20 protein-coding genes are annotated in these 25,747 nt (G+C 50.7%); 14 read left to right on the top strand and 6 right to left on the bottom strand.

Annotation, left to right across the window (positions count from 1 at the left end; all coding sequences use genetic code 11):
• Positions 1-3 precede the first annotated feature (3 nt).
• Positions 4-747 carry a hypothetical protein gene (locus tag AC566Q_RS05440; protein ID WP_499614622.1) on the bottom strand — a complete coding sequence of 248 codons (744 nt, stop codon included), beginning with the start codon at positions 745-747 and terminating at the stop codon, positions 4-6.
• Positions 748-860: 113 nt separating this feature from the next.
• Here AC566Q_RS05440 and AC566Q_RS05435 point away from each other — a divergent pair, with 113 nt between their 5' ends.
• From AC566Q_RS05435 to AC566Q_RS05410, 6 genes are all read left to right on the top strand, one after another.
• Positions 861-1,523, top strand: a complete 663-nt coding sequence (locus AC566Q_RS05435; protein WP_499617373.1) for a GntR family transcriptional regulator — start codon at positions 861-863, stop codon at positions 1,521-1,523.
• Positions 1,524-1,547: 24 nt separating this feature from the next.
• Positions 1,548-2,426 carry a methylisocitrate lyase gene (gene prpB, locus AC566Q_RS05430; protein ID WP_499614620.1) on the top strand — a complete coding sequence of 293 codons (879 nt, stop codon included), beginning with the start codon at positions 1,548-1,550 and terminating at the stop codon, positions 2,424-2,426.
• Between the two features lie 98 nt (positions 2,427-2,524).
• Positions 2,525-3,649 carry a bifunctional 2-methylcitrate synthase/citrate synthase gene (gene prpC / locus AC566Q_RS05425; RefSeq protein ID WP_499614617.1) on the top strand — a complete coding sequence of 375 codons (1,125 nt, stop codon included), beginning with the start codon at positions 2,525-2,527 and terminating at the stop codon, positions 3,647-3,649.
• A gap of 60 nt (positions 3,650-3,709) precedes the next feature.
• Positions 3,710-6,301, top strand: a complete 2,592-nt coding sequence (gene acnD, locus AC566Q_RS05420) for a Fe/S-dependent 2-methylisocitrate dehydratase AcnD (protein ID WP_499614614.1) — start codon at positions 3,710-3,712, stop codon at positions 6,299-6,301.
• Between the two features lie 60 nt (positions 6,302-6,361).
• Positions 6,362-7,540 (top strand): 2-methylaconitate cis-trans isomerase PrpF, encoded by a 1,179-nt coding sequence (prpF, locus tag AC566Q_RS05415; protein WP_105936443.1) that lies wholly within the window; start codon positions 6,362-6,364, stop codon positions 7,538-7,540.
• A 150-nt stretch (positions 7,541-7,690) separates the two neighbouring features.
• On the top strand, positions 7,691-8,107 hold the full coding sequence (locus AC566Q_RS05410) for a hypothetical protein (protein ID WP_499614610.1): 417 nt from the start codon (positions 7,691-7,693) through the stop codon (positions 8,105-8,107).
• On the opposite strand, the gene AC566Q_RS05405 is transcribed toward AC566Q_RS05410, so the two are convergent.
• Together AC566Q_RS05405 and arcB are read right to left on the bottom strand one after the other, a co-directional pair.
• On the bottom strand, positions 8,104-8,577 hold the full coding sequence (locus AC566Q_RS05405; protein ID WP_499614607.1) for a hypothetical protein: 474 nt from the start codon (positions 8,575-8,577) through the stop codon (positions 8,104-8,106). The genes AC566Q_RS05410 and AC566Q_RS05405 overlap by 4 nt on opposite strands.
• An 80-nt stretch (positions 8,578-8,657) precedes the next feature.
• Positions 8,658-11,018 carry an aerobic respiration two-component sensor histidine kinase ArcB gene (gene arcB / locus AC566Q_RS05400; RefSeq protein WP_499614604.1) on the bottom strand — a complete coding sequence of 787 codons (2,361 nt, stop codon included), beginning with the start codon at positions 11,016-11,018 and terminating at the stop codon, positions 8,658-8,660.
• A 741-nt stretch (positions 11,019-11,759) separates the two neighbouring features.
• Between arcB and gltB the strand changes: the two genes are divergently transcribed.
• Both gltB and AC566Q_RS05390 read left to right on the top strand, forming a co-directional pair.
• On the top strand, positions 11,760-16,226 hold the full coding sequence (gene gltB, locus AC566Q_RS05395) for a glutamate synthase large subunit (RefSeq protein ID WP_499614601.1): 4,467 nt from the start codon (positions 11,760-11,762) through the stop codon (positions 16,224-16,226).
• 15 nt (positions 16,227-16,241) lie between these two features.
• Complete coding sequence (locus tag AC566Q_RS05390; RefSeq protein WP_499614598.1) at positions 16,242-17,657, top strand: FAD-dependent oxidoreductase; 1,416 nt, start codon at positions 16,242-16,244, stop codon at positions 17,655-17,657.
• A gap of 66 nt (positions 17,658-17,723) precedes the next feature.
• Here the strand turns inward: AC566Q_RS05390 and AC566Q_RS05385 are convergent, their stop codons facing one another.
• The gene (locus AC566Q_RS05385; protein WP_499614593.1) at positions 17,724-19,412 is read right to left on the bottom strand and encodes a protein adenylyltransferase SelO; all 1,689 of its coding nucleotides are present in this window, start codon (positions 19,410-19,412) and stop codon (positions 17,724-17,726) included.
• A 301-nt stretch (positions 19,413-19,713) separates the two neighbouring features.
• On the opposite strand from AC566Q_RS05385, the gene AC566Q_RS05380 reads away from it, so the two are divergent.
• Positions 19,714-20,163: a hypothetical protein gene (locus AC566Q_RS05380; RefSeq protein ID WP_499614591.1), complete on the top strand. Its 450-nt coding sequence runs from the start codon at positions 19,714-19,716 to the stop codon at positions 20,161-20,163.
• 132 nt (positions 20,164-20,295) lie between these two features.
• Positions 20,296-20,895 carry a DUF2726 domain-containing protein gene (locus tag AC566Q_RS05375; protein WP_499614588.1) on the top strand — a complete coding sequence of 200 codons (600 nt, stop codon included), beginning with the start codon at positions 20,296-20,298 and terminating at the stop codon, positions 20,893-20,895.
• 62 nt (positions 20,896-20,957) lie between these two features.
• On the opposite strand, the gene AC566Q_RS05370 is transcribed toward AC566Q_RS05375, so the two are convergent.
• Positions 20,958-21,365 carry a hypothetical protein gene (locus tag AC566Q_RS05370; protein WP_499614585.1) on the bottom strand — a complete coding sequence of 136 codons (408 nt, stop codon included), beginning with the start codon at positions 21,363-21,365 and terminating at the stop codon, positions 20,958-20,960.
• A 32-nt stretch (positions 21,366-21,397) separates the two neighbouring features.
• Positions 21,398-22,603, bottom strand: a complete 1,206-nt coding sequence (locus tag AC566Q_RS05365) for a hypothetical protein (RefSeq protein ID WP_499614582.1) — start codon at positions 22,601-22,603, stop codon at positions 21,398-21,400.
• Between the two features lie 196 nt (positions 22,604-22,799).
• Between AC566Q_RS05365 and AC566Q_RS05360 the strand changes: the two genes are divergently transcribed.
• From AC566Q_RS05360 to AC566Q_RS05345, 4 genes are read left to right on the top strand one after another with little or no spacing between them, the layout of a single operon-like run.
• Positions 22,800-23,513, top strand: a complete 714-nt coding sequence (locus AC566Q_RS05360) for a 5'-methylthioadenosine/adenosylhomocysteine nucleosidase (protein ID WP_499614579.1) — start codon at positions 22,800-22,802, stop codon at positions 23,511-23,513.
• Positions 23,514-23,522: 9 nt separating this feature from the next.
• On the top strand, positions 23,523-24,470 hold the full coding sequence (locus AC566Q_RS05355; protein ID WP_499614577.1) for a cobalamin biosynthesis protein: 948 nt from the start codon (positions 23,523-23,525) through the stop codon (positions 24,468-24,470).
• Positions 24,467-25,279, top strand: a complete 813-nt coding sequence (locus tag AC566Q_RS05350; RefSeq protein WP_499614574.1) for a cobalamin-binding protein — start codon at positions 24,467-24,469, stop codon at positions 25,277-25,279. The genes AC566Q_RS05355 and AC566Q_RS05350 overlap by 4 nt, the downstream gene beginning before the upstream one ends.
• A gap of 8 nt (positions 25,280-25,287) precedes the next feature.
• Positions 25,288-25,665: a rhodanese-like domain-containing protein gene (locus AC566Q_RS05345; RefSeq protein ID WP_499614571.1), complete on the top strand. Its 378-nt coding sequence runs from the start codon at positions 25,288-25,290 to the stop codon at positions 25,663-25,665.
• Positions 25,666-25,747: the final 82 nt, after the last annotated feature.

Below are 25,747 nucleotides of genomic sequence, written 5' to 3'. Positions count from 1 at the left end.
GCTTTAATCTGTTGTTGGGTAACAACGACTGGCAAACGAAGGTAACCTGGCCTGTGACCGGCCATAGAGATGCACGTGCCAGGTGGGATGCATGCCCCGCGTAGCGTCGATTGCATGAATATCACTCTCAGTCATCACCAACACATCTCCTTTCGCCACTGCGCATGCTTTAGTTTCAGTTAAGCTGTTAGCATCGGCGCAATCATAAAACACGTGGAATTCTGTTCCTGCGAGTCCAACAATTACCGCCCAGGTTCGATGGTCATGAGGTGGCGTGTTGACTCCCACCCCATCAGATACCAGATAGACAGATGGGCCGCCGGCCGGATCCTCACTCAGTGGGTACATAAACTCTTCACCCGGCCCGGCGCGACGAAACTGACTTAAATCGAAGTTTGATGCCAGGCAAATTTCTCGCATACACTTACCGAAAGCTTGTAACTGAACATAATCAGGAGCATTGCTCTGGCACTCGAGCCGGATTTGCCGGACAAAGTCTTCGATAGCATTAAGAAAAGCGGTCATAAAGCGGTTTTTTGATATTACCAATCCTTCCAAAATACCATGAGGGCAGGCTAACTCCAAAAGACTGTGCCACCAGACCTGCATAGCCACTTTATCGTCGACATAATACTTTGGTGGTATGGCAGCGCTGCTCAAATAACCATCAGCTATACTACTGTAGTTACAGAGCGCAGAACTGGCAGGGGCTGGCGACTGGTCAGCAATATTCAGTACCACTTTCATCCCTATCCGCCGCCCAGCTTTGTCGACAATAACGGGGCACCCGTATTGACTGAACAGATTAAAACCCCTATATTGTCGACATCATTTCTAACAGTGAGTCGTTAATTGTGAGTATCGCAGCCTTTGCTGAACAAGCAGTTACCAGTGCTGATAAAACATTTTTACAGCTTCGGGTAGATATTGTTGAAGGAGCTATTCCGGCAGGCAGTAAGCTCAGTGAAACTGAACTGTCGACAAAGTATCAGGTCAGTCGCGCAGTTATCCGCGAAGCAATTAATCGCCTGGAATCCTGTCATCTGGTGGAGCGTAAAGCCAATGTCGGCGCACGGATCGTATCGCTAACCCCAGAAGGCCTAATCCAGCTCTACCAGGTGCGCGAAGCGCTTGAGGGCATGGCCGCTCGTCTGGCAGCAAAGAATATGTCGGACGAAGAAATTGCCGATCTCACTGCCCTGCTCGACAACCACTTTCAAACTGTCAAAGACGGCGAGTCTTACTATCAGGAAGCCGGCGATCTGGATTTTCATTACCGGATTATTCTGGGCAGTAAAAATCAACACCTTATCGAAGTGCTGGTTAACGGCATCTACCATTTGATTCGCATGTACCGTGTGCAGCTCGGCATGGCCGGGCCGCGGGTAACTACCGCATTTGACGAACACAAACACGTGGTACAGGCGATTGCAAACCGTGACGAAGAGCTGGCCGAAATGCTCATGCGTCGTCATATTTTGTATTCAAAAAACAACATTGAACGCAAGTTGCTTCAATCCTAATCAACCTAAACCAAGAGAATGATTATGAGCGCAGGTAAAAAATTTCGTCAGGCACTGGCCGACAATAAACCTCTTCAAATCGTAGGCACCATTAATGCCTACAGTGCCATGATGGCAAAAGCGATTGGCCATCAGGCCATCTACCTCTCTGGTGGTGGTGTTGCTAATGCTTCTTACGGTCTGCCGGATCTGGGCATGACCTCGTTAAATGACGTTATTGTTGACGTTCAGCGCATCACCTCTGCCTGCGATCTGCCATTACTGGTAGATATCGATACCGGTTGGGGCGGCGCATTTAACATTGCCAAAACCATTAAAGACATGGAAAAAGCCGGCGCCGCAGCAGTGCACATGGAAGACCAGGTAGCGCAAAAACGTTGTGGTCATCGCCCTAATAAGGAAATTGTATCAACCGCCGAGATGGTTGACCGTATCAAAGCAGCCGTGGACGCCCGCACCGATCCGGACTTTTTCATTATGGCCCGTACCGATGCCTTTGCCCAGGAAGGTCTGGAAAAAGCCATTGAGCGCGCTAAAGCCTATGTGGCTGCCGGTGCCGACGGTATTTTCGCCGAAGCAGTTAAAACCGAAGAACACTACCGCGCCTTCTCTGAAGCGCTGGATGTGCCAATTCTGGCCAATATCACTGAATTCGGTCAAACCGAACTGTGGAATAAGGAAGAGCTGGGTGAATGGGGCGCAGCCATGGTGTTGTACCCGCTAAGTGCCTTCCGCGCCATGAACAAAGCCGCCGAAACCGTGTACACAGCCATCTTAAAAGACGGCGATCAAAAAGCGGTCACAGACATGATGCAAACTCGCATGGAACTCTATGATTACCTGGGTTACCACGAGTACGAGCAGAAGCTCGATGCGTTATTCGCGGAAGGTAAAAACAAGTAAACCATTAACCGGCTGACGCCGCCCAATCGGGTTTTGCCACCCGCACAGCGTCAGCCCGAACAGATGTACTCTACAAAAATTACATTAGGAGAAAAACGATGGCTAAAGTACTCAGTGGTGCAGGCTTACGTGGTCAGGTAGCCGGTAAAACCGCTTTATCAACCGTAGGCGTTTCAGGTTCCGGCCTGACCTATCGTGGTTACGATGTAAAGGACCTGGCCAATAACTGTCAGTTTGAAGAAGTTGCCTATCTTATCCTTAAAGGCAAGCTGCCAAACCAGGCCGAACTGGATGAATACAAAGCAAAACTGAAAGGCATGCGCAGTCTGCCACAGGCGTTGCTTGATGTACTGGAACGTATTCCTGCTGATGCTCACCCAATGGATGTGATGCGTACCGGTTGTTCGATGCTGGGTAACCTGGAAATGGAAAACGACTTCAGCGAACAGGGTGAAATCACCGACCGTATGCTGGCCTGTTTCCCAAGCATTATCTGCTACTGGTATCGTTTTTCTCACGATGGCGTGCGCATCGACGTTAACACCGACGATGATTCAATTGGCGCACATTTCCTGCATATGCTGCATGGCAAAAAGCCAAACGATCTGCACGAGCAGGTCATGCACGTATCACTGATCCTGTACGCAGAACATGAGTTTAACGCTTCAACCTTTACCGCTCGCGTGTGTGCCTCAACGCTGTCTGACATGCACTCGTGTATTACCGGCGCGATTGGTTCACTGCGTGGCCCACTGCACGGCGGTGCCAACGAAGCGGCCATGGAACTGATTGAAAACTTCACTTCACCTGAGCACGCTGAAGAAGAGATGATGGGTAAACTGGAACGTAAAGAGAAAATCATGGGCTTCGGTCACGCGATTTATTCTGAGTCAGACCCGCGTAACGAAATCATTAAAGGCTGGTCTGAAAAACTGGCTGCCGATGTGGGCGATACTGTACTTTACCCGGTTTCAGTGCGCTGTGAGGAAGTGATGTGGCGCGAGAAGAAGCTGTTCTGTAACGCGGATTTCTTCCATGCCTCGGCTTATCACTTTATGGGCATCCCCACTAAACTGTTTACCCCTATCTTTGTGATGTCGCGTTTAACCGGCTGGGCTGCTCACGTGATGGAGCAACGTGCTGATAACCGTATTATCCGCCCCTCTGCAGACTACACCGGCGAAGATCTGCGCCCGGTGCCTGCTATCGCAGATCGCGCTTAAATCCTTATTGCCGCTTCGTGACCGTCGAAGCGGCAGTCTTGCTACGCTTTAGGATACGTCATGAATACCGAATACCGTAAAAGCCTGACAGGCACTAATCTGGACTACTTCGACGCGCGTGAAGCCGTTGATGCCATTAAACCCGGCGCATTTGATACCCTGCCCTACACTTCTCGTGTGCATGCAGAAAACCTGGTTCGCCGTTGTCCGCCAGACCAGCTTAAAGACTCCCTTATTCAGTTAATTGAGCGCAAACGCGACCTCGATTTTCCCTGGTTCCCGGCCCGCGTGGTGTGCCACGATATCCTCGGCCAGACCGCGCTGGTTGACTTAGCCGGCTTACGTGATGCCATCGCCGAAAAAGGCGGTGATCCGTCTAAGGTAAACCCCGTTGTGCCTACTCAGCTGATTGTGGATCACTCACTGGCGGTTGAACACGCAGGCTTTGAAGAAGACGCCTTTGAAAAAAACCGCGCTATTGAAGACCGTCGTAATGATGACCGCTTCCACTTTATTAACTGGACTAAAACCGCGTTTAAAAACGTGGACGTGATCCCTCCCGGCAACGGCATCATGCACCAGATTAACCTGGAAAAAATGTCGCCGGTTGTTCACGCCAAAGACGGCGTAGCCTTCCCGGATACCCTGGTGGGTACCGACAGTCACACACCACACGTTGATGCCCTGGGCGTTATCGCTGTAGGTGTAGGTGGCCTTGAAGCGGAAAGCGTTATGCTGGGCCGCGCCTCATACATGCGCTTACCGAATATTGTGGGTGTTGAGTTAACCGGTAAACCACAGCCTGGCATTACTGCTACCGATATCGTATTAGCGCTTACTGAGTTCCTGCGTAAAGAACGTGTCGTCTCAGCCTACCTTGAATTCTATGGCGAAGGTGCAGCGCACTTAACCTTAGGGGACCGTGCCACCATTTCTAACATGACGCCGGAATACGGTGCCACGGCAGCGATGTTCTACATTGACGACCAGACGCTGGATTACCTGAAACTCACCGGCCGTACCGCTGAGCAGGTCGAGCTGGTAGAGACCTATGCAAAACAGGCAGGCCTGTGGGCCGACACCCTGACCAAAGCCGAATACGAGCGCGTACTGACCTTTGATTTATCATCAGTAACCCGCAACATGGCCGGTCCTTCGAACCCTCATGCACGTTTAGCCACCAGCGACCTGGCGGCACGCGGCATTGCCGGTAAATGGGAAGAACAGGAAGGCCTGATGCCCGATGGCGCAGTCATCATTGCCGCTATCACCAGCTGTACCAACACCAGTAACCCGCGAAACGTGGTGGCAGCCGGTCTGTTAGCCCGTAATGCCAACGCGAAAGGTCTGGTGCGTAAGCCGTGGGTAAAAAGCTCACTGGCACCGGGTTCTAAAGTCGTAAAAATGTACCTGGAAGAAGCCAACCTGTTGCCAGAACTGGAACAACTAGGCTTTGGTGTAGTGGCTTTTGCCTGTACCACCTGTAACGGTATGAGCGGCGCGCTGGATCCACGCATTCAGCAGGAAATCATCGACCGCGACCTCTATGCAACAGCGGTGCTTTCCGGTAACCGTAACTTTGATGGCCGTATCCATCCCTATGCCAAGCAGGCTTTCCTGGCCTCACCACCGCTGGTAGTGGCCTACGCGATTGCCGGTACCGTGCGTTTTGATATCGAAAAAGACGTACTCGGCCATGATCAGGACGGCAACCCGGTAACGCTTAAAGACATCTGGCCATCCGATGAGGAAATCGATGCGGTAGTGAAAGCCTCAGTAAAACCTGAGCAGTTCAACAAGGTGTATGAGCCAATGTTTGATCTCTCGGTTGACTACGGTGATGACATCGATCCGCTTTACGAGTGGCGCGAAATGAGCACTTATATCCGTCGTCCGCCCTACTGGGAAGGCGCACTGGCTGCCGAACGTACCTTAAAAGGGATGCGTCCGCTGGCGATACTGCCGGACAATATCACCACCGACCATTTATCGCCGTCGAACGCGATTCTGGCGTCGAGTGCAGCCGGTGAGTACCTGGCCAAAATGGGCCTGCCGGAAGAAGACTTCAACTCTTACGCTACCCACCGCGGTGACCACCTCACAGCCCAGCGTGCCACCCTGGCTAACCCGAAGATCTTCAACGAGATGGTGATTGAAAACGGCGAAGTGAAACAGGGTTCTCTGGCGCGTATTGAGCCGGAAGGCAAGGTGACCCGCATGTGGGAAGCCATCGAAACCTACATGGAGCGCAAGCAACCGCTGATTATCATCGCCGGTGCCGACTATGGTCAGGGCTCATCCCGCGACTGGGCCGCCAAAGGCGTACGTCTGGCGGGTGTAGAAGCGATTGTTGCAGAAGGCTTTGAGCGTATTCACCGCACCAACCTGATTGGTATGGGCGTATTACCGCTTGAGTTTAAGCCGGGCACTACCCGCAAGACGCTGGAGCTCGATGGTACTGAAACCTACGATGTCATTGGTGAACACACGCCAGGCAATACCCTGACACTGGTTATCCACCGTGCCAACGGGGAAACCGTGGAAGTGCCGGTAACCAGTCGTCTGGATACGTTCGAGGAAGTATCTATCTACTCAGCTGGCGGTGTACTTCAGCGTTTTGCCAAGGACTTCCTGGAAGCCGAAGCAAATTAATCTGATATCAGGGGGGCTTTACGCCCCCTTAGCAGTTAACAATCCCTTAGTGAGAGACTTATGGCTTTTGCACCACAAATAAAAATTCCGGCCACCTATATGCGTGGCGGTACCAGTAAAGGCGTGTTTTTTAATCTGACCGACTTGCCTGAGGCAGCGCAACAACCGGGCGCTTATCGCGACGCCATGTTGCTGCGCGTTATTGGTAGTCCTGACCCGTACGGCAAGCAAACCGACGGCATGGGCGGCGCCACTTCAAGTACCAGCAAAACCGTTATTCTGAGTAAAAGCGAGCATGAAGGTTACGATGTAGATTACTTGTTTGGTCAGGTGTCTATCGATAAAGCCTTTGTGGACTGGAGCGGTAACTGCGGTAACTTAACGGCTGCGGTGGGCGCTTTTGCGGTAAATAATGGTCTGGTAGATGCTGCTCGTATCCCTGACAACGGCGTTGTTGTGGTCCGTGTATGGCAGGTGAATATCAGCAAAGCGATTAACGTGCATGTTCCCATTACCAATGGCGAAGTGCAGGAAACCGGTAACTTTGAGCTCGACGGCGTTACCTTCCCGGCTGCCGAAGTGAAAGTGGAGTTTATGGATCCGGCCGATGGCGAGGGTGATATGTTCCCCACCGGCAACCTGATTGATGAACTCACTACACCGGAGTTTGGCACACTTAAAGCCACTATGATCAATGCCGGCATCCCAACCATTTTTGTTAATGCGGCGGATATCGGTTATACCGGTACCGAGTTGCAGGACGATATAAATAGCGACCCGGCAGCACTGGCCAAATTTGAATCCCTGCGCGCTCACGGCGCGGTAAAGATGGGGCTAATCAGCGATATCAGTGAAGCGGCGGCTCGTCAGCATACGCCGAAGATAGCCTTTGTTGCGCCTCCCGCCGAATACACTTCATCAAGTGGTAAGCGGATTGAGATTGATGATATCGACGTACTGGTACGTGCACTATCCATGGGTAAATTACACCATGCGATGATGGGTACGGCAGCCGTAGCTATCGCCACCGCAGCCGCTATTCCCGCCACCCTGGTGAATGATGCAGCCGGCGGTGTCGACCGTTCTAACGTAGTGTTTGGCCACCCTTCCGGTACCCTGGGTGTTGGCGCGGAAGCGGCGTTAGTTAACGGCAAATGGACTGCCACCAAAGCGGTGATGAGCCGTTCAGCGCGAATTCTGATGGAAGGACGCGTGCATATCCCCGAACCTCAGGTATAGCTTTTACTAAGCTGTTTCTCTGGGTGGCCAGCTACTATTGGGCATGGGCTGGTCACCCCTTTTCTTTTGCAACACTGGCAATCTGCTTTTTTAAAGCGCACAATAACCATTCATCAGCGTAGTGGAGATGGACATACCTGGAGATGGAATATGGCAGGTAAATTTAATAAACACGGCTCTCTGAGTGTTGCCATTGACGGCAGACTGATTGTGTTAAATGGTGAAGGCCCGTGGAATGCAGAGTCACTGCACTTATCTGACGATAAGATCATGCAGAATTTACGCGCCATGTATGGCTCTCCCTGGGGCGTGCTGGCCATTTTTCGTGGCGAGGCCGTATACGTTCCCGAAGCCTTCGCGTTACTTCGCAAGCAAATTAAAAAAGAAATCACTCTCGGCCGGGTAGCCACGGCAGTCGTATTTGAAGACGTAAACTCGCCGTTGCTGTCAAAGCACCAGTTTGAATCGATTTATGAGCTGCCAGGCCATGAGGTGGCGTTTTTTGATTCAGCCGACGACGCCAAAACCTGGTTGAATTCACTGATTAATCAGCAGCAACAAGCCTAAAAACGATACGCCAGGCTGACAAAACCGAAACTGTCATCACTGCAGGCGCTATAGGTCGCCCCAATTACCCAACCGGGTTTATCCTGCCCGCTTACATAAAGTTTAACGCCAATCGAACCACCATATTGACGTTCATACTCATATTCGGTTAATTCTAAATCACCACCAAACCATTCATCACTGCGATAACGATCAACGTCGATAATGCCGCCAAAAGTGGTGAGTGATATATGTTTGGTCACAAAGAAATTGGCACCAATCCCCCCTCTTATGCCTCTCTCATTCTCACGAATATCCTCCGTGATACCAAGTGCGCCATATAATTCCAGAGATTTAAATGGCATCTGCGCGATAGCCTGAAAACCCAGGCCGCCATATTCTATGCCAAGGCCACTTTCGGTTTTAAACAGGCTATTGCCATTGGCTGAAGCTGCTGTTAGCAGCAACATCATCAGTAACATCCGTTTCATAATTATTTCTTTGCTATTCCTGGAACGGGAAGAGGCAGTCTGCCTCAGCCCGTGCTTACTTTGACACCCTGTAATCCGGTTTAATCGTCGATGGTTTGCTCTTTTAACCAGTCGTGCAGTTTTTCCATGTCGTGAGGTACCGCCATTTGCAGCTCCTCTACCCAGTCATGCACGTTTTGCCACCAGGCCGGGTGGTCGCCTTGCTGGATTTGATTGGCGATTCGTTGCACCCTTGCAAGACCAACAGAACTGGCTGCTCCCTTGATTTTATGAGCCTGCGCGCAGACTTCAGATTTTTCATCGGCACTTAAGCTGAGTTGCAGGATTTCCATATATTCCGGCATCTTTTCGTGGAACACTTTCACACTGGCGCGAACCATATCTTCACCAATGGTATCCACCAGCATCTGTAGCAACTCCATATCGAGGATATTGGTCAGCAGTTTGCTGCTGTCGAGTGTCTTACGCTGCGGCGCTTCCGGAGCCGGTTGTTCCACTTCAGACTCCGCAAACAGCATGTTGAGGACTTCGACTACCCGGCTCTTCTTAACCGGTTTGGCTATCACGTCATCCATACCGTTTTGTAGATATTCTTCACGCTTTCTAATCACATTGGCGGTCAGCGCAACAATCGGCGTTTGCATAACCAGATCTTCTTCATGGAGTGTGGCTGCCACATCAAAGCCGGTCATATCCGGCAACTGGATATCGAGGAAAATAAGGTCGTAGGTTGTTTCCCGCGCTTTGTCTATGGCTTCCTGGCCGGTCATCGCCACATCCACATGCTGACCCAGCTTCTCCAATAATGCTTTGGCTACCATTACATTGAGCTCAATGTCTTCAACCAGCAGAATATTGAGTCCGGTTACCTGTAACTGTGCCACTTGCATCGGACGACTGGAAACCTGTAACGGCAGCTCAACGATAAAGCGGGTGCCTTTGCCCTGCTCGCTCTCAACGCGGATATCACCGTGCATTAAATCAACCATTTGCTTACATATCGCCAGGCCGATTCCGGTACCGGTGGCCGATTGATGGTCGGGGTGATCCACCTGGTAGTACATGGCAAAGATCTTATCGATTTCACTGTCCGGAATACCTACACCAGTGTCTTCAATCACATAGGTGACCAGTGAGATATCGTTATCCGGACGGGTGGCCGAAACGGTGAGCGATACGTGCCCCTTCTGGGTGAACTTTACGGCGTTGAACAGGATGTTCCACAGGATCTGACGTAACCGCGTACCGTCTACCTCCACCTGCTTAGGTAACGGTTCAACTATATTGGTGATCAGCTCCAACGATTTGTCTTTTGCCAACAAGCGGATTATCGAGCTCAGCTCTTCAGTGAAATCGCGCAATGATACCGTTTTCAGTGAGAGCTCCAGCTTATCGCGGTCGAGTTTATCCAAATCGATAATGTCGTTAAATATGTTGCCAAGGGTAATAGCACTGGCATAGATGGTGCTCACCCAGCTCCACTGTTCTTCGTTAAGCTCGGTATCACGCAGCATACGACTTAGCCCTACAATACCATTAAGCGGCGTACGCAATTCATGGCTGATGGTGGCAATAAAGCGGGTTTTGTCGGTACTGGCTTTGGCTGCCGCACTTTCGGCCTGCTTGCGCTCGGTCATATCACGACCAAAAGCAAGTAACCCCAACCGGTTACCTTCGTGGTCAAAAAAAGGCACCCGACGCATTTCAAAGAAACGCCGACGGCCGTCGGCAAAACGTAACCATAGCTCATCAGTGATGCTGGCATTGGTTTCAAGTACCTCATGATCGCTGGCCACTACCTGGCGGGCGAGTTCTTCTTCATAAACATCGTGTGGAGTAAGGCCAAGCAATTCTCTCTCAGACATACCAGTCAATTGCTCCGCCACCCGGTTACACCCGGCAAAGCGCCCTTCTTCGTTGCGGTAATAAATCAGATCCGGCGAGGCATCAATAATAGAACGTAGCAACGTAGATAAGCGTCGGGCCTGGGCCTCTTTCTCCGACTTATCCTGAATTTCTTTTTCCAGTTCTTTAAACACCGTTTCCCGTTCTTCCTGGGCGTGTTTACGCTGCTCTATTTCGTGGTTGAGCTGGCGAATATTGTTTTGCAGCTCGCGGTTGAGAAACACATCTTCTTCACGAAGGTGTTCCAATTGGCTGACCACTTCTTTTAAATTCGTTCGCGAATGTTCCAGTTGCTTTACCAATTCACTGAAAAAGTACAACACCCAGGGCGCCGACAGCATGGTAAGGATAACGGCACTAATAAAGTCATCAGGCTGCACGTCACTACCAAGGCTCACGCGGATGACGTACGAGCCGCCCACGGTAAATGCCAGCGTTAGTACGACAAACAATACACTTAGCTTAATAGTGCCAAAGCGCTCTACAAACTGCGCAAAACGTATCGCCCAGGAATCATTCGGAGTTTCTTGTTGCATAACTGAAATACTTCGTTGTTTAGTGCCGCTATCCTAGCAGGTCTTAGCGACATTCGCATAGGTTACTGCGCTGCGAAAAACCGATAAAATGGCCCGGTGTTAACTGTTTACTTTTATTCTCTTGCAATAATTGTCTACGCAACACTGGGCTTTTGCGGTAATTATTGGTTTAATGGAATCCTAGCCTGCCTTTATAATTGGTTCAATCTAACCGTACAGCGGACACCACCTGGTAAGACTGATACGGTAGCCTTGTTCACTGCTGTCTATGAAGCAGCCAGATTAATTTAAAATAAACATTCAGTGTTGCTTACGAAAACTGGGTAAATACCCAAATATTACGACTTTTTATGCAACTTAAGTTGTAGACATAAAACCCTGACAATGGTTTTCCAGCTACGATTGAGTATTTTTTTTCGATTTTTTTTGCGTCCAAGAATACAGCTAAGCCATTGATATTTATACACAACAAAGATTGTATACGATTTCATAAAACCCGGCCTACACATTCCGATTGATTTTAGGAATCAATATCGGTATTTTGTACGGCCCGCTTGGCAATAGTGCATAAAAATGCGGTACATGACTGGTATCCACTAATAATAATTAACGACAAACCGGCGCAAACTGATTTTTCTATATTTTTCAGTTGATTACGCGTTGTTACGACGTTGCAAAGCCACTTCTGGCCAAAAATGCAGCGCATACCTTGCCCAGTCTAAGGTTTAAGGAGTTAAGAGAATGAGTTTATATAATCCCAACGATTCACGGGATAACTGTGGATTTGGTTTGATTGCCCACATAGAAGGTGAAGCCAGCCATAAGCTGGTAACTACTGCTATTGAAGGGCTTGACCGCATGCAACATCGTGGCGGTATTGCCGCAGACGGCAAAACCGGTGACGGTTGTGGTCTGCTATTACAAAAGCCCGATGCCTTCTTCCGCATGATCGCAGAGCAGCATGGCTGGAAGCTCAGCAAGAAATATGCTGTGGGAATGATTTTCCTTAATCAGGACGAGACACTGGCACAAGCTGCGCGGGAAGTCGTTAATGAAGAGCTGCAAAAAGAAACCCTGGATGTTGTGGGCTGGCGTGAAGTGCCGGTTAATCACGACGTGCTGGGTGAACTGGCGTTAACCGGTGTACCACAAATCGAACAGGTATTTGTTAACGCGCCGGCGGGTTGGCGTAAACGCGATCTTGAACGCCGTTTATTTATGGTGCGTCGCCGGGTAGAGAAACGCCTCGAAAACGACCCTGACTTTTATGTTGCCTGCCTGTCTGGCCTGGTAACTATTTATAAAGGCCTGGTAATGCCCAAAGGCTTACCTGCCTTTTATAAAGATCTCGCCGATGAAGATCTGAAAAGCAGCATCTGTGTATTCCATCAGCGCTTTTCTACCAACACGTTGCCCAAATGGCCGCTGGCCCAGCCTTTCCGCTATCTGGCGCACAACGGCGAAATTAATACCATTAAAGGTAACCGCGACTGGGCAATGGCCCGTACCGGTAAATTCGCCACGCCACTGATCCCGGATCTGAAAGACGCTGCCCCTTTTGTTAACACTGAAGGCTCTGACTCATCGTCGCTGGATAACATGCTGGAACTGTTCCTGGCCGGTGGTATGGACCTGTTCCGTGCCATGCGCTTACTGGTGCCACCAGCATATCAGAACAATGACACCATGGATCCCAAGCTGCGTGCATTTTACGAGTTTAACTCAATGCACATGGAACCCTGGGATGGTCCTGCCGGTATCGTAATGACCAACGGTCGTCACGTTGCCTGTAACCTGGACCGAAACGGCTTGCGCCCGGCGCGGTATGTGCTGACCAAAAACGGCTTCATTACGCTGGCCTCAGAAATTGGTATCTGGGATTACGAACCTGAAGACGTAGTAGAAAAAGGCCGCGTTGGTCCGGGCGAAATGCTTGCAGTTGATACCTACAACGGCAAAATCTGGCGTTCTACCGAAATTGATGACGAACTGAAAGACCGTCACCCCTATCATGAGTGGATTGAGAAAAACATCCGTTCATTAACGCCGATTGAAAATATGGATGCCTCTCTCATTGGTCAGCGGGTATTCAACGACGACACCATGGCGGTGTATCACAAGCTGTTTAACTACAGCTATGAAGAAATCCATCAGGTGATTAAAGTACTGGGTAAAGACGGTCAGGAAGCCGTAGGCTCAATGGGTGATGACACGCCAATGGCAGTGTTATCTTCCAAACACCGTACCCTGTACGATTATTTCCGCCAGCAGTTTGCGCAGGTGACAAACCCGCCTATCGATCCGCTGCGGGAAAACCACGTAATGTCACTGGCGACCTGTATTGGTCGTGAGCAAAACGTGTTTAGCGAAACCAGTGGTTATGCTGATCGCGTGTTATTTAAATCGCCCATCCTGATGTACACCGATTTAAAACAGTTACGTGAATTCAACCCTGAACACTATTATTCAGAAGTTATTGATCTGCAGTATTCACAGGATGAAGGCCTGAAGAAAGCCATTGAGCGTGTGTGCCACGAGGTAGAGTACCTTGTGAAACAAAAACGCGCCGCTTTTGTAGTGCTGTCAGACCGTAACATCAAGCCGAACAAGCTGCCTATCCCTGCCGCGATGGCCGTTGGTGCAGTTCACCGCCGCTTGGTGGATCAGCAGTTACGTTGTGACGCAAATATCGTGGTAGAAACCGCATCTGCCCGTGACCCGCATCACTTCGCCGTACTGATTGGTTTAGGTGCTACCGCGGTTTATCCGTTTCTGGCTTATGAAACCATCGAGCAACTGTGCGAAAAAGGTGAGCTCGACGTAACCGCGATGCAGGCCGTATTGAACTACCGTAAAGGTATCAATAAAGGCCTGTATAAAATCATGTCGAAGATGGGTATCAGTACCGTTGCGAGCTACCGTAGCTCTAAACTGTTTGAAGCCATCGGTATCAGCCGCGACGTAGTGCAAATGTGCTTTAAAGGGGTGACCTCCAGAATTGAAGGCGCGTCTTTCGACGACTTCCAGCAGGACGCCATCAACCTGTCGCGCGTTGCCTGGCTGAAACGTAAGAAAATGTCCCATGGTGGCTTACTTAAGTATGTTCATGATGGCGAATACCATGCGTACAACCCGGATGTCGTCAAAACCCTGCAAAAAGCTGTGGTTAGCGGCGAATATGCCGACTATCAGCAGTACGCAGCACTGGTTAACGACCGCTCCCCTTCTCACCTGCGCGACTTAATGAAAGTGCTGCCAGCGGGTGAAGCAGTGGATATCAGCGAAGTTGAACCGGCGGAAAACCTATTCCCACGTTTTGACACCGCGGCCATGTCTATCGGCGCACTAAGTCCGGAAGCACACGAGGCGCTGGCGATTGCCATGAACCGTTTGGGCGGTCAGTCAAACTCCGGTGAGGGTGGTGAAGATCCGAAACGCTTCAACACCGAAAAGAACTCTAAAATCAAGCAGGTCGCCTCTGGCCGTTTTGGTGTTACGCCACATTATCTGGTTAATGCCAATGTTATCCAAATCAAGGTTGCACAGGGTGCAAAACCGGGTGAAGGTGGTCAGTTACCTGGTGATAAAGTCAATAAGTATATCGCGCAGCTGCGTTTCTCGGTGCCGGGCGTAACCCTGATTTCACCACCACCGCACCACGATATTTACTCTATTGAAGATTTAGCTCAGTTAATCTTCGATCTGAAGCAAGTGAACCCAACCGCACTTATTTCAGTGAAACTGGTTTCTGAGCCAGGTGTAGGCACCATCGCAACCGGTGTTGCTAAAGCCTATGCCGACCTCATCACAATTTCTGGCTACGACGGCGGCACCGGTGCCAGCCCGTTAACCTCAGTAAAATATGCGGGTAGTCCGTTCGAGCTGGGTCTGTCTGAAACACAGCAGGCACTGGTTGAGAATGGCCTGCGCCATAAAGTACGGGTACAAACCGATGGTGGTCTGAAAACCGGTCTGGACGTAATCAAAGCCGCTATTCTTGGCGCGGAAAGCTTTGGTTTTGGTACCGGCCCGATGGTTGCCTTAGGGTGTAAATACCTGCGGATTTGTCACCTCAACAACTGTGCAACCGGTGTAGCAACTCAGGATGATAAACTGCGCAGCGACCACTTTATTGGCCTGCCGGAAATGGTCATGAACTACTTTAAGTTTGTGGCACAGGAAGTCCGTGAAATCATGGCTTCCATGGGCGTTCGTAAGTTCGACGAGCTGATCGGCCGCACTGAATTACTGGAATTGCTGGACGGTCATACCGCTAAGCAAAACAAACTGGATCTGTCACCCATTCTGGCCAAGCCGGTTGCTGGTGAGCACACTCGTTTGTTCTGCTCTGAAACCACCAACGCGCCGCTCGACAAAGGGGTACTTAACGCGAAGATGCTTAAGGATGCTAAAGAGGCCGTTGTTAAAGGTTGTGGTATTAACTTAAGTTATCCAATCCGTAATACCGACCGTTCGGTTGGTGCCTTACTGTCTGGTGAAATCGCCAAGCATTACGGCAACCACGATATGGAAGAAATGCCAATCACCGTTACCTTTAAAGGTACCGCGGGTCAGAGCTTCGGTGTGTGGAATGCCGGTGGTCTGAACATGTACATCGAAGGCGACGCCAACGATTATGTGGGTAAAGGCATGACCGGCGGTAAGCTGGTTATCTATCCGCCGCGCAAAGGCGAATTTAATGCCCACGAAAGTGCCATTATGGGTAACACCTGCCTGTACGGTGCAACCGGCGGTAAACTGTTTGCTGCTGGCCGTGCCGGTGAACGTTTTGGTGTTCGTAACTCTGGTGCGATTGCGGTAGTAGAAGGTGTTGGCGACAACGGTTGTGAATACATGACAGGTGGTATTGTGGCGGTACTGGGTCCGGTAGGTATTAACTTTGGTGCCGGTATGACAGGTGGTTTTGCTTATCTTTATGATGAGCAGGGCGATCTGAACAGCCGGGTTAACCAGGAGTTGGTTGAAGTACTGGATATCGACGATAAAGTCATTCTGGCCGAGCACTTACGCGGCCTGATCAACCAGCACTACGAAGAAACCGGCAGCCAGTTCTCTCTGAGCCTGCTGCACGATTTCGCCAATACACTGAATCGCTTTAAGCTGGTTAAGCCAAAAACCAGTGATGTAAAAAATCTGTTGGGCCATATTAGTCGTTCCAGCGCGGAACTGCGCATTCAGGCGCAATAGAGGGGTTAGAAGATAATGGCTAAGAATGTATATCAATTTATTGACGTAGAAAGGATTGATCCGCCGAAGAAGCCGATAATGGATCGTAAAAATGGCTTTGCTGAGATCTATCATCCTCTGACCAACTCACAGGCAGAAGGCCAGGCAGATCGTTGCCTGGACTGTGGTAACCCATACTGTGAATGGAAATGCCCGGTACATAATTACATTCCTCAGTGGCTGGCACTGGCCAACGAAGGTAAATTTATCGAGGCAGCCGAGCTGTCTCACCAAACTAACAGTTTGCCGGAAGTCTGTGGCCGGGTTTGTCCTCAGGACCGTCTGTGTGAGGGTGACTGTACCTTAAACGATGAGTTTGGTGCGGTAACCATTGGTTCTATCGAAAAGCACATTACCGACACGGCCTTTAAAATGGGCTGGCGTCCGGACATGAGCGGCGTTACCTGGACCGACAAGAAAGTCGCTATCGTGGGTGCCGGCCCGGCTGGCCTCGCCTGTGCAGACATTCTGGTACGTAACGGCGTGAAGCCGGTGGTATTTGATAAATACGAAGAAATTGGTGGTCTGCTAACGTTTGGTATTCCCTCTTTCAAACTGGAAAAAGACGTTATTAAACTGCGCCGCGAGATCTTTACCGAGATGGGCGTCGAGTTTGTAATGAATACTGAAATTGGTAAAGACATGCCGTTTCAGGATCTGATTGACCAGTACGACGCCGTGTTCCTGGGTATGGGGACTTACAAGTCAATGAAAGGTGGCTTCGATAACGAAGGTGCCGACGGTGTTTACGAAGCTCTGCCGTTTTTGATTTCAAATACCAATCGAGTCATGGGTCTGGAAAAAGACGCCGCAGACTTTATTGATATGAAAGGCAAAAAGGTTGTCGTACTGGGTGGTGGTGATACCACCATGGACTGCGTAAGAACCTCCATTCGTCAGGGTGCTGAGCAGGTAACCTGTGCTTACCGTCGTGATGAGGCAAGCATGCCCGGCTCACGCCGTGAAGTGGTGAATGCCCGGGAAGAAGGCGTTGAATTTGAATTTAACGCCCAGCCGCTCGATATTGCTGTGGATGAAACCGGTAAAGCCATTGGCGTTAAACTGGTACGCACCGAAATGGGTGAACCCGATGCAGCAGGACGTCGCCGTCCGGTTGTGGTGGAAGGCTCTGAGTTTGTCCAGGAAGCCGACGCGGTCATTATCGCTTTTGGCTTCCAGCCAAGCCCGGCCCCATGGTTTGCCGACTACGGTATTATTCTGGACGAGAAAGGCCGCGTGCGTGCGCCGGCAAAAGGCCAGTACGCTTATCAGACATCCAATCCGAAAATCTTCGCCGGTGGCGATATGGTTCGCGGTAGTGATCTGGTGGTGACCGCTATTGATGAAGGCCGTAAAGCCGCTGATGGTATCCTCGATTACATCGGTGCCTGATATAGCCTGACAGCAAGCTAAACGAAAAATGGAGCCGCAAGGCTCCATTTTTTTATCCGGTGTTTTTCATGAAGAACAGCTGTAATGCGAAACGCCGCCGGCGTCAAAATACTCAGCAGGTCGTAAGCGATAATAACTTGCCTCAATGTTTTCAGATTGCTCCTCAAAAGGGGCAGATAACACCTTCTGCAGCTCCCTTAATAAGGTGAAATCGCCCTTTTCAGCCTGCTTATAGGCAGGGACTACCAACCATTCCCGCCAGGTGTATTTGGGGTTTACCCCTTTCATCCTGGTTGTGATTTCAGCATGACTAAAGCGATCGTCGAGATGTTGATGCCAGCTCTGCAGCCAGTTATTCCACTGCTGCTCTAATGCCTCATCCACCGGCTGATAGAAACACTTTGTTATCGCTGTAACCGTATCGGGAAGCTGACACAGCTCGCGAAACAGCATGGTGTAGTCCACTGACGTACGCACCATCAGCCTGAGCAACGCCATTACCAACTCAGGTTCGTAAGCTTTTAGGCCCAGTTTAGACGCCCACATGCCCGCCAGTTTGTTTTCCATCATGGCGGCAAAGCCAGTGCCAATTGCCTCCAGTTCGTTGAGCCGGTCAGGTTCGTCCTGAAGCAGCGGTGCCAGAGCCCCGCAGAACATCATAAAGTTCTTCCCGGCTGCCGCGGTTTGATTAAAAAAGGAGAAATGCCGGCCTCCGCCCGTCCAGGGCTGAAAAACGGGATCAAACAGTTCGCAGAACCCGAATGGGCCATAGTCCAGCGTAAAACCGCCGGCTGCGCAATTATCACTGTTAAAATTACCCTGGCAATAGCCGACCCGTATCCAGTTGGCCACCAGTGAGGTCAGACGTTCCTGAAAGATTTCGGCCAGCTGTATGATCTGTTCAGGCAATGCCAGACTGCTGTCTATTTCGAGGGAGTATTCGCGCTCAATCAAATGGCTTACCAGCGCGTGTAATTCAGCAACAGCCTCGGAGTGCTGTTGACTGCGCGCCCGCCGGGCGAACAACTCCAGTTGACCCACTCGAATAAACGACGGTGCTACGCGCGTGGTAATCGCCACCGGATTGGCCACCATCACCTCAGGCTCAAAAGACGACGATCCTTCGTAATACCACGGCCGGTTAACAGTTTCAGCATGCGACATGACTAAACTGAGGGAGCGCGAGGTGGGTACCCCGAGACTATGCATGTGTTCCTGGGCCAGAAACTCCCTGACACTGGAACGTAATACCGCACGTCCGTCTGCGCCACGACAATAAGGCGTCCGCCCGCCGCCCTTAAGTTGCATCTCCCAGCGCTTACCATTAAACATCCCCTCAAACACCGACATCGCCCTGCCATCCCCATAGCCATTGCCGGTCCCAAAGGGGCATTGCTGGATATATTCAGTGCCGTAGATAGACAGCGCATAGCCGGTGGCCCAGCCGGTTTTGCGCATAGGCAGAGGAGCCTGAGAGAGATCGCCAGAGAAGAAGCGAACAAACGCTTCGGTTACTGCCAACTCGTCATCCAGACCCAGCTCGCGAAACAGTGAGTTGCTGTGCGCAACATAACCTGGCGCTTTTAATGGCGTTGGTGAGACCGGCACATAGTGACCGCAAAACACCTGCCGTGGCTGATGATCAACGCCATCAGATGTGGCCTGAGGGTCTGCCTTGAGAGAAGATATAAAAGAGTAATCGGCGCAGGCCGCCATGTCACTCAGGGTGGTAATGGAGGAAGTCTTGTCTGGCATTATGTCATACCCCTTATTCACCCACGGCAGCGATCACTGCCGTAGACTGAAGAGCACGCTCCTGGTTGAGGGTGCTGAAGTGAATTGCACTGGGGTATTGTGCATTATGGTACATAGTATGGAAAGCCTTCCCAAACTATTGCTCCGTCGCAATGGTATTCCCCACTGCATTTTGTGTTGCCATACCGCCGCTATGGCAGCATAAACCTGTCCTCAGGAAATATACTTATGATTGCTACGCAATACTTTAATCGAGGCTATTGCAATTGCTTAGCGTGCAGAGCTCTCCTATAGTAACAGTATGTATAAAAGTAAACGTCAGACTATGAAATTCACGCCGCGTAAACTCATTCTGGTAACCAGCCTGATGGTGATGGCTTCGTCGCTGGTGGCAACCGACTCAATGGCCACCACGGCTCCGGAGTCACAGCCGCAAATCAGTAGCTGTCCGACGGAGTTTTTTGCCGTCAAAATTCACGAGGATGCCAGGCAGTGTCAGCCTTTTGACACCGAAATGCCGGCCTCCTTGGTTTACTTTATTGGTGATACACCCGACGCCATTGTGGCTTACTATCTGGCGTTGATGCCAGACTTGTCGCTGAAAGGCGAACACAACGAACGTGTGTTGCTGGTCAATGACGCGCAGAATGTACGCGTAGTGGTGTCACCCGATGGCGATGGCGCTCAGGTAGATATCCTGGTGCTGGGCGCAGAAACCCCCGCTCCCCTGGCCAGTTTAACCAACGACTAACTTTTATTTCTCTCGCCTGCCAGTGTTTCGAATAACTGGCACCGCCTTTGCTATTTCTCTAACAAGTTTGTCCTGCCGCCCGGGCATGTCATTTTATTGACACTCGTGCGCATTGAATTGTTGAGGAAGCGTATGGAACTTGCCATTATTTTGTTTATGCTGCTGATAGTAGTAACTGTTGGTGCACTTAAACTCTCTGATCACGGTATGAGTTTTCCCTTTCGTAAAAAACAACAGCTTTTTACCCAGGTAGAGCATACCTTTATCAATTTGCTGGAACAGGCCGTTGGCCGTGAATTCAGAATTGTCTCACGGGTTCGCCTTAATGACCTGCTTGCCGTTCGCGACAGCACCAATAAACGTCAGGCTCGCCAGGCACTGCTGCGCGCTGGCAGTAAGCAACTCGACTTCGTGCTGTGCCGTCGCGACGACATGACACCGGTGCTGGCCATTGATTTGGTTCACAAACAAGGCAAGGAAGGTTATAAAACCCAGCGCGACTGGTTTGTGTCTGGCGCCCTGGATGCCGCCGGTATTCCCCACGCCCGCTTCAAAGTGAAATCCGGCTACTCAGTAGATGAGGTCAAAGAGTGCGTAGAAACCAAATTGATCCCACTGCGAAAACAACAGGCTAAACTGGCCGCCAGCAAAATGAATCCGCCGCAGCCAACGCGCCCTACCCGGCCGCTACGCTCCAGTCGTCAGCCTGGCGGTGAACAGGTTGCTGCGTAATAACCAAAGCAATTAAAAAAGGGCCCCTCGGGCCCTTTTGGTATTTTATCAGCAAGTGCTTATTACATCTTTGCCGTTGAATATACTACGGTAAGATGGGCGGGGATTTCAGCACTGGCCGGAACAAACGCCACCGTATCCTTATGGCTGGATACATAGCTGATCAACTCATCCACCGTTGATATTTCTTTAGGCGGACGAGAGCGCCCGCTAAAGCGCATCTGCGACCAGTATGATTGGATCCGGGATTCGGTTAAACCGATTATCTTGGTGTTAAATACCGCTCTGGCCAGAGTTTGCGGCGGCAGCGACACCGGTTCAAGCACCACATCGCTGGCATTACCCATAAACAGATTGCGGATATCGACTTTGTCCAGTTTCACTGTCTGGTTGTCGATGTTGGCCACCACCATAATGTCGTGTTCCTGTGCCAGGGCGTTTATAGCATAAACCCCGAACAAGGACGCCATTACAAGCTTTCTGAGAGAGTTTGTTATTTGCATCAGAACACAAACTCCATACCCAGTTGATAAAGGTTTACTCGTTCATCGAATGCGTCTCTGTCACCAACGGCTTCGAAGGTGGAGATGCCAAGCGCTCCGCGATAATGGGTAACCTCAGCCTTAAAGGCTACACGTACACCGGCATCCCAGCGCACACCTAGGGTTATACTTTCCAGATCAGCAGCCTGGGTTCTGGCAAAGACGGTTTGATAGGCGTAATACAACTGGTCGAGATCCGGTGCTAAACCCAGCGGAATGTCGGTTGCTGCTCCCTGAGGATTAGTGGCCATATCGGCGTAAGTCAAATGCACGGTAAATGGCTGGAAGACCAGCCCGCCCTGCACATAATAACTTTCGATATTCGGCGCCAATACGGTGTCAGACTCAATTCTCATCCATTCCCAGGCAAGATTATAGTCGAGCTCATCCAATGCCAGCCCCACCTGGTAAATATCAAACTCGCCTTCCATAGTCAGAGAATCGGCACTTTCGACAAAGCCAAAGCTGCGGAGCTGATCGGCAAACGCGGAGATTTCGGCCAGATTCACGCTAAAATCGGCGGTGCTATAAGAAGCCCTTAAACGCAGATTTGCGTTGTAAACGCCGCTGAAAACTAGCCCGGTCAGGCCATCAATATTCGTGGCATAACGGCGATCCTGAAACTGGGTATCACCATTAAATGAACCGTAATAGCCTTCAACCGAACCACTGAAATTTCCCAGTGCAAAGTTGTGGATTACGCTGGCGCCATCGTACTGATTAAACAAGAACGCACTGTAAAGTTGCTGCGGCGGCGAAATCCACGGATAAGCGAAGCCTACATCAATCACGTCACTGTAATGATAAAAAGGGGTTCTCATCCGGCCGCCTTTTACCAGCCAGTTACTGTGCGGTACATAGCTGGCATACAACCACTCAACGCCAGAGTCACGCTCGCTGTTGGTGTGTGCCAGCAGCTGTGAGGTTATCGTCAGATTGTCCAGTAAATGATAATCCACCTGCAAAGCCAGCAGGGTCTGTTCCTGAAACGAGAGCTCATTCTCGTAGCCTTCAAAAGACACATCGCGATCATCAGTAAACCCGGCCACCACCCGACCAAAACCGGATATTTCCAGTTTTTCACTGCTTGCCAGTACCGCGGGGGAGGCCAGCAGACAACTACAGAGCATGGCTGCAGACAATTTTACGTTAAACTTTGCGTTCATAGGTTCTAAAAACAACCAAGTCAAAATGCCATAACAGGTCAATGCCTGGCTATGGGGCCGATTGACCTTCCTTTTACGAATCCTTGTGTACCCGATAACACATTCATATTACACTTCGTCCTTAGTGTGTATAGTAGTGCAACAGTCAATCTTACGCACTCATTTCCCAGTTAAATAAGCAATTTAAAGGCAGATTATGAAAATTGGTATCCTTGGCGCCATGGACCAGGAAGTCGCCCTGTTAAAAGAGTCTCTGGACCAGTTACAAACACAGGAAATCGCTCACCTGACTTTCTACACCGGCACCCTGCACGGCGTTGATGTGGTGCTGGTAAAATGTGGTATCGGCAAGGTAGCGGCCGCAGTCGCCACTACCATTCTTATCCAGTCGTTTGCACCGAACTTTGTCGTCAATACCGGCTCTGCGGGTGGCTTCGATACCAGTCTTGATATTGGTGACATTGTTATTGGTAATGGCGTTCAACACCATGATGTGGACATCACTCATTTCGGCTATGAACCCGGTCAGTGTGTAGGCATGCCAACCGTCTTTGAGTGTGATGAGCAACTCATTACCGCAGCAGAACAAGCGGCGGCCAGTGCGCTGCACGTTAAAACCATCCGCGGCCTGATTTGCACTGGTGACTCATTTATTGGTACGGATGAAGCTGCCGCCCGGCTGCGCGAAGACTTTGAGGCCATCAGCGCATCCGAAATGGAAGGCGCCGCCATTGCTCAGACCAGCCACATGTTAGGTACGCCGTTTCTGGTGATCCGTTCACTTTCGGATATCGCCGGCAAGACCTCTACGGTTTCCTTCAACGCTTATCTGGAGACCGCAGCAAAAAACTCCGCTGAGCTGGTGATGGGCATGATTAAAGTTATGACTGACCATACAACTGGCGACTGATTCAGCCTGATGATTGTGTTGCCGCCAGCCATCACACTGTCGTTGATCATCGCGCTTTGCGTGATCCTGTTTGACCGGGTTTGGCGGATACCGTCTCAAACCCATCCAATGACACTTTACCGGATGCTGGTAACTAATCTGGCAGTAAGGGTTTGCCCGGCTCCTTCCGCACCGCTTTCGCAGCATTACATTAGCGGTACGCTGGGGATTGTGGTGTTAACCCTGCCTTTTCTGGTGGTGCTGGCTTTTGTGCTGAGCCTGGCCGAGTACACCTGGTTTTTTGATGCGCTGGTGCTGTTCTGCTGCGTCAATTTTTACCCGGTACGTCGCCAGTACAAGTTGATCACGCAAGCCCTCAGCGGCAACAAGAAACTGCTTGCCCGCGAACGCCTTGGCGTGCTGGTGGCCCGTCAGACAGATTCGTTATCTGATATTGGCATCGCCAAAGCAGCTATCGAAAGCTATTTACTGCGCTTTATGCAGCAGTTTGTAGGTGTGCTGTTCTGGTTTTTACTGGCCGGTCCGCTAGCCGCCCTGACTTACCGGTTATTGCTTGAGTTTCGCTGGCAATGGCACCGCAAGAAACGCCAGTTCAGCGCATTTGGTCTGCCGGCCTACTGGTTGAGTCAGACTATGATTATTGTTCCCTACTGTCTTGGTCTGTTGTTTATTGTTTTAAGCACCTCACCGCTTGGTGCCATTAAGGGGCTACGGTACGCTACCGAAAGGGATTTAACCTCTTTACTGCTGGCAGCATTTGGTGGCGGCATGGGGATCCAGCTTGGTGGCCCGGCTTTTTACGACGGTATCAAATTACGTCATCCACGAGTGGGCGGCTCCCGTCAGGTGCGCTTTTCTGATCTAACCTATGTGTTGCGTGCCATCAACCGCCAGACCTGGCTGGTTACCGTGTTACTCACTCTGCTCTTAATACTTTGCTGGCAATTAAAATTATGAAAAAACAGCTCCTCTGGCTATTGCTACCAGTACTCTTTTCCCCCTTAAAAGCGCTTGCTGCAGAACGCATTGTGACCCTGTCGCCGCACCTTACCGAATGGGTTTACAGTTTAGCGGCACAAGACCGTCTGGTAGGGGTAAGCGCATATAGTGATTACCCTGCTCAAGCGGCTGAACTGCCGGTTGTCGCCGACTATCAGGGCGTGGACTTCACTGCGCTGATGGCTCTCGAGCCTGATCTGGTACTGGCCTGGGGCGGCGGCAATAAACCCCAGGACATTGCCCGCCTGAAAAGTCTCGGACTTGAAGTATACATTTCCCAGCCACAGACGTTAGATGATATTGGCATCGAGTTACTCGAAGTCGCAGCACTGACCGGTCAAACCGATTTAGGTAAAACACTGGTCACCGGTTACCGCCATGAACTTGAACAAATTAAGCAGCAATATCAGCATCTCACGCCGGTTAAAGTATTTTACTACATGTGGTCACAGCCACTGATGACCATTGGTGAGGGCGCATGGGCCAATAAGATTCTCGCCAGTTGCAGCGCTGAGTCAGTTTTTATAGACTCCCCCGTCGACTACCCTGAGGTGTCGGTGAAACAGGTTTTATTGCGTCAACCGGCGCTACTCATTGCCGCAAGCGATCAGTCGGTGGAGACACTTGAATCTTTCTGGACACCTCACCGGTCTGTTATTAAGGCACCGCTTGTCACTGCTGATGCTAACGCCCTGCATCGGTTTACACTGCGAATTACCCAGGCAATAGACACCCTGTGCCAACAAATCGACAGTTACCGACAATAGGAGCAAGCATGCGATTAATTACCTTTACCCTGACTCTGTTAGGTTTACTGCTTTCTGCTGCCGCCTGGGGGCACGACACTATCCCGGACATAAGCCCTGAAAGCCTGCACAGCAATGGCTTTGATGGCCTGATTCTGGATGTGCGTAGCGCCGAAGAGTTTGCCGAAGGCCATGTTCCCGGTGCGCTCAACGTTCCTCATTCCAGGATTACTTCTCACCTGGCCACACTTGGTTCTATCCAACAACCGGTGCTGGTTTACTGTCGTTCCGGGCGTCGTGCTGGCATTGCTCTGGAGACACTGACCGACCTTGGTTTTAAGCAGCTATATCATCTCGATGGCGATATGCAGGCGTGGCAGAGTGATTCATTGCCCATCGAACAATAACCCTTAGCGACACTGTCCGACTCACATCCTGGCATAGACATATTGCGGCTTTAGCGGCATCATAGCGGTCTTGTTGCTCCAC

The sequence above is a fragment of the Alteromonas sp. H02 genome (assembly GCF_059682525.1).
The sequence above is the reverse complement of the archived record's forward strand: the minus strand, read 5'-3'. Positions and strand labels throughout refer to the sequence as shown.

Coding starts and splice junctions, on each gene's coding strand:
- prpF (WP_105936443.1), top strand. CDS start 6,362: ATGGCTTTTGCACCACAAATAAAAATTCCGGCCACCTATATGCGTGGC.
- prpB (WP_499614620.1), top strand. CDS start 1,548: ATGAGCGCAGGTAAAAAATTTCGTCAGGCACTGGCCGACAATAAACCT.
- AC566Q_RS05360 (WP_499614579.1), top strand. CDS start 22,800: ATGAAAATTGGTATCCTTGGCGCCATGGACCAGGAAGTCGCCCTGTTA.
- AC566Q_RS05390 (WP_499614598.1), top strand. CDS start 16,242: ATGGCTAAGAATGTATATCAATTTATTGACGTAGAAAGGATTGATCCG.
- prpC (WP_499614617.1), top strand. CDS start 2,525: ATGGCTAAAGTACTCAGTGGTGCAGGCTTACGTGGTCAGGTAGCCGGT.
- AC566Q_RS05405 (WP_499614607.1), bottom strand. CDS start 8,577: ATGAAACGGATGTTACTGATGATGTTGCTGCTAACAGCAGCTTCAGCC.
- AC566Q_RS05345 (WP_499614571.1), top strand. CDS start 25,288: ATGCGATTAATTACCTTTACCCTGACTCTGTTAGGTTTACTGCTTTCT.
- AC566Q_RS05375 (WP_499614588.1), top strand. CDS start 20,296: ATGGAACTTGCCATTATTTTGTTTATGCTGCTGATAGTAGTAACTGTT.
- AC566Q_RS05440 (WP_499614622.1), bottom strand. CDS start 747: ATGAAAGTGGTACTGAATATTGCTGACCAGTCGCCAGCCCCTGCCAGT.
- gltB (WP_499614601.1), top strand. CDS start 11,760: ATGAGTTTATATAATCCCAACGATTCACGGGATAACTGTGGATTTGGT.
- AC566Q_RS05410 (WP_499614610.1), top strand. CDS start 7,691: ATGGCAGGTAAATTTAATAAACACGGCTCTCTGAGTGTTGCCATTGAC.
- arcB (WP_499614604.1), bottom strand. CDS start 11,018: ATGCAACAAGAAACTCCGAATGATTCCTGGGCGATACGTTTTGCGCAG.
- AC566Q_RS05355 (WP_499614577.1), top strand. CDS start 23,523: ATGATTGTGTTGCCGCCAGCCATCACACTGTCGTTGATCATCGCGCTT.
- AC566Q_RS05380 (WP_499614591.1), top strand. CDS start 19,714: ATGTATAAAAGTAAACGTCAGACTATGAAATTCACGCCGCGTAAACTC.
- AC566Q_RS05385 (WP_499614593.1), bottom strand. CDS start 19,412: ATGCCAGACAAGACTTCCTCCATTACCACCCTGAGTGACATGGCGGCC.
- acnD (WP_499614614.1), top strand. CDS start 3,710: ATGAATACCGAATACCGTAAAAGCCTGACAGGCACTAATCTGGACTAC.
- AC566Q_RS05350 (WP_499614574.1), top strand. CDS start 24,467: ATGAAAAAACAGCTCCTCTGGCTATTGCTACCAGTACTCTTTTCCCCC.
- AC566Q_RS05370 (WP_499614585.1), bottom strand. CDS start 21,365: ATGGCGTCCTTGTTCGGGGTTTATGCTATAAACGCCCTGGCACAGGAA.
- AC566Q_RS05365 (WP_499614582.1), bottom strand. CDS start 22,603: ATGAACGCAAAGTTTAACGTAAAATTGTCTGCAGCCATGCTCTGTAGT.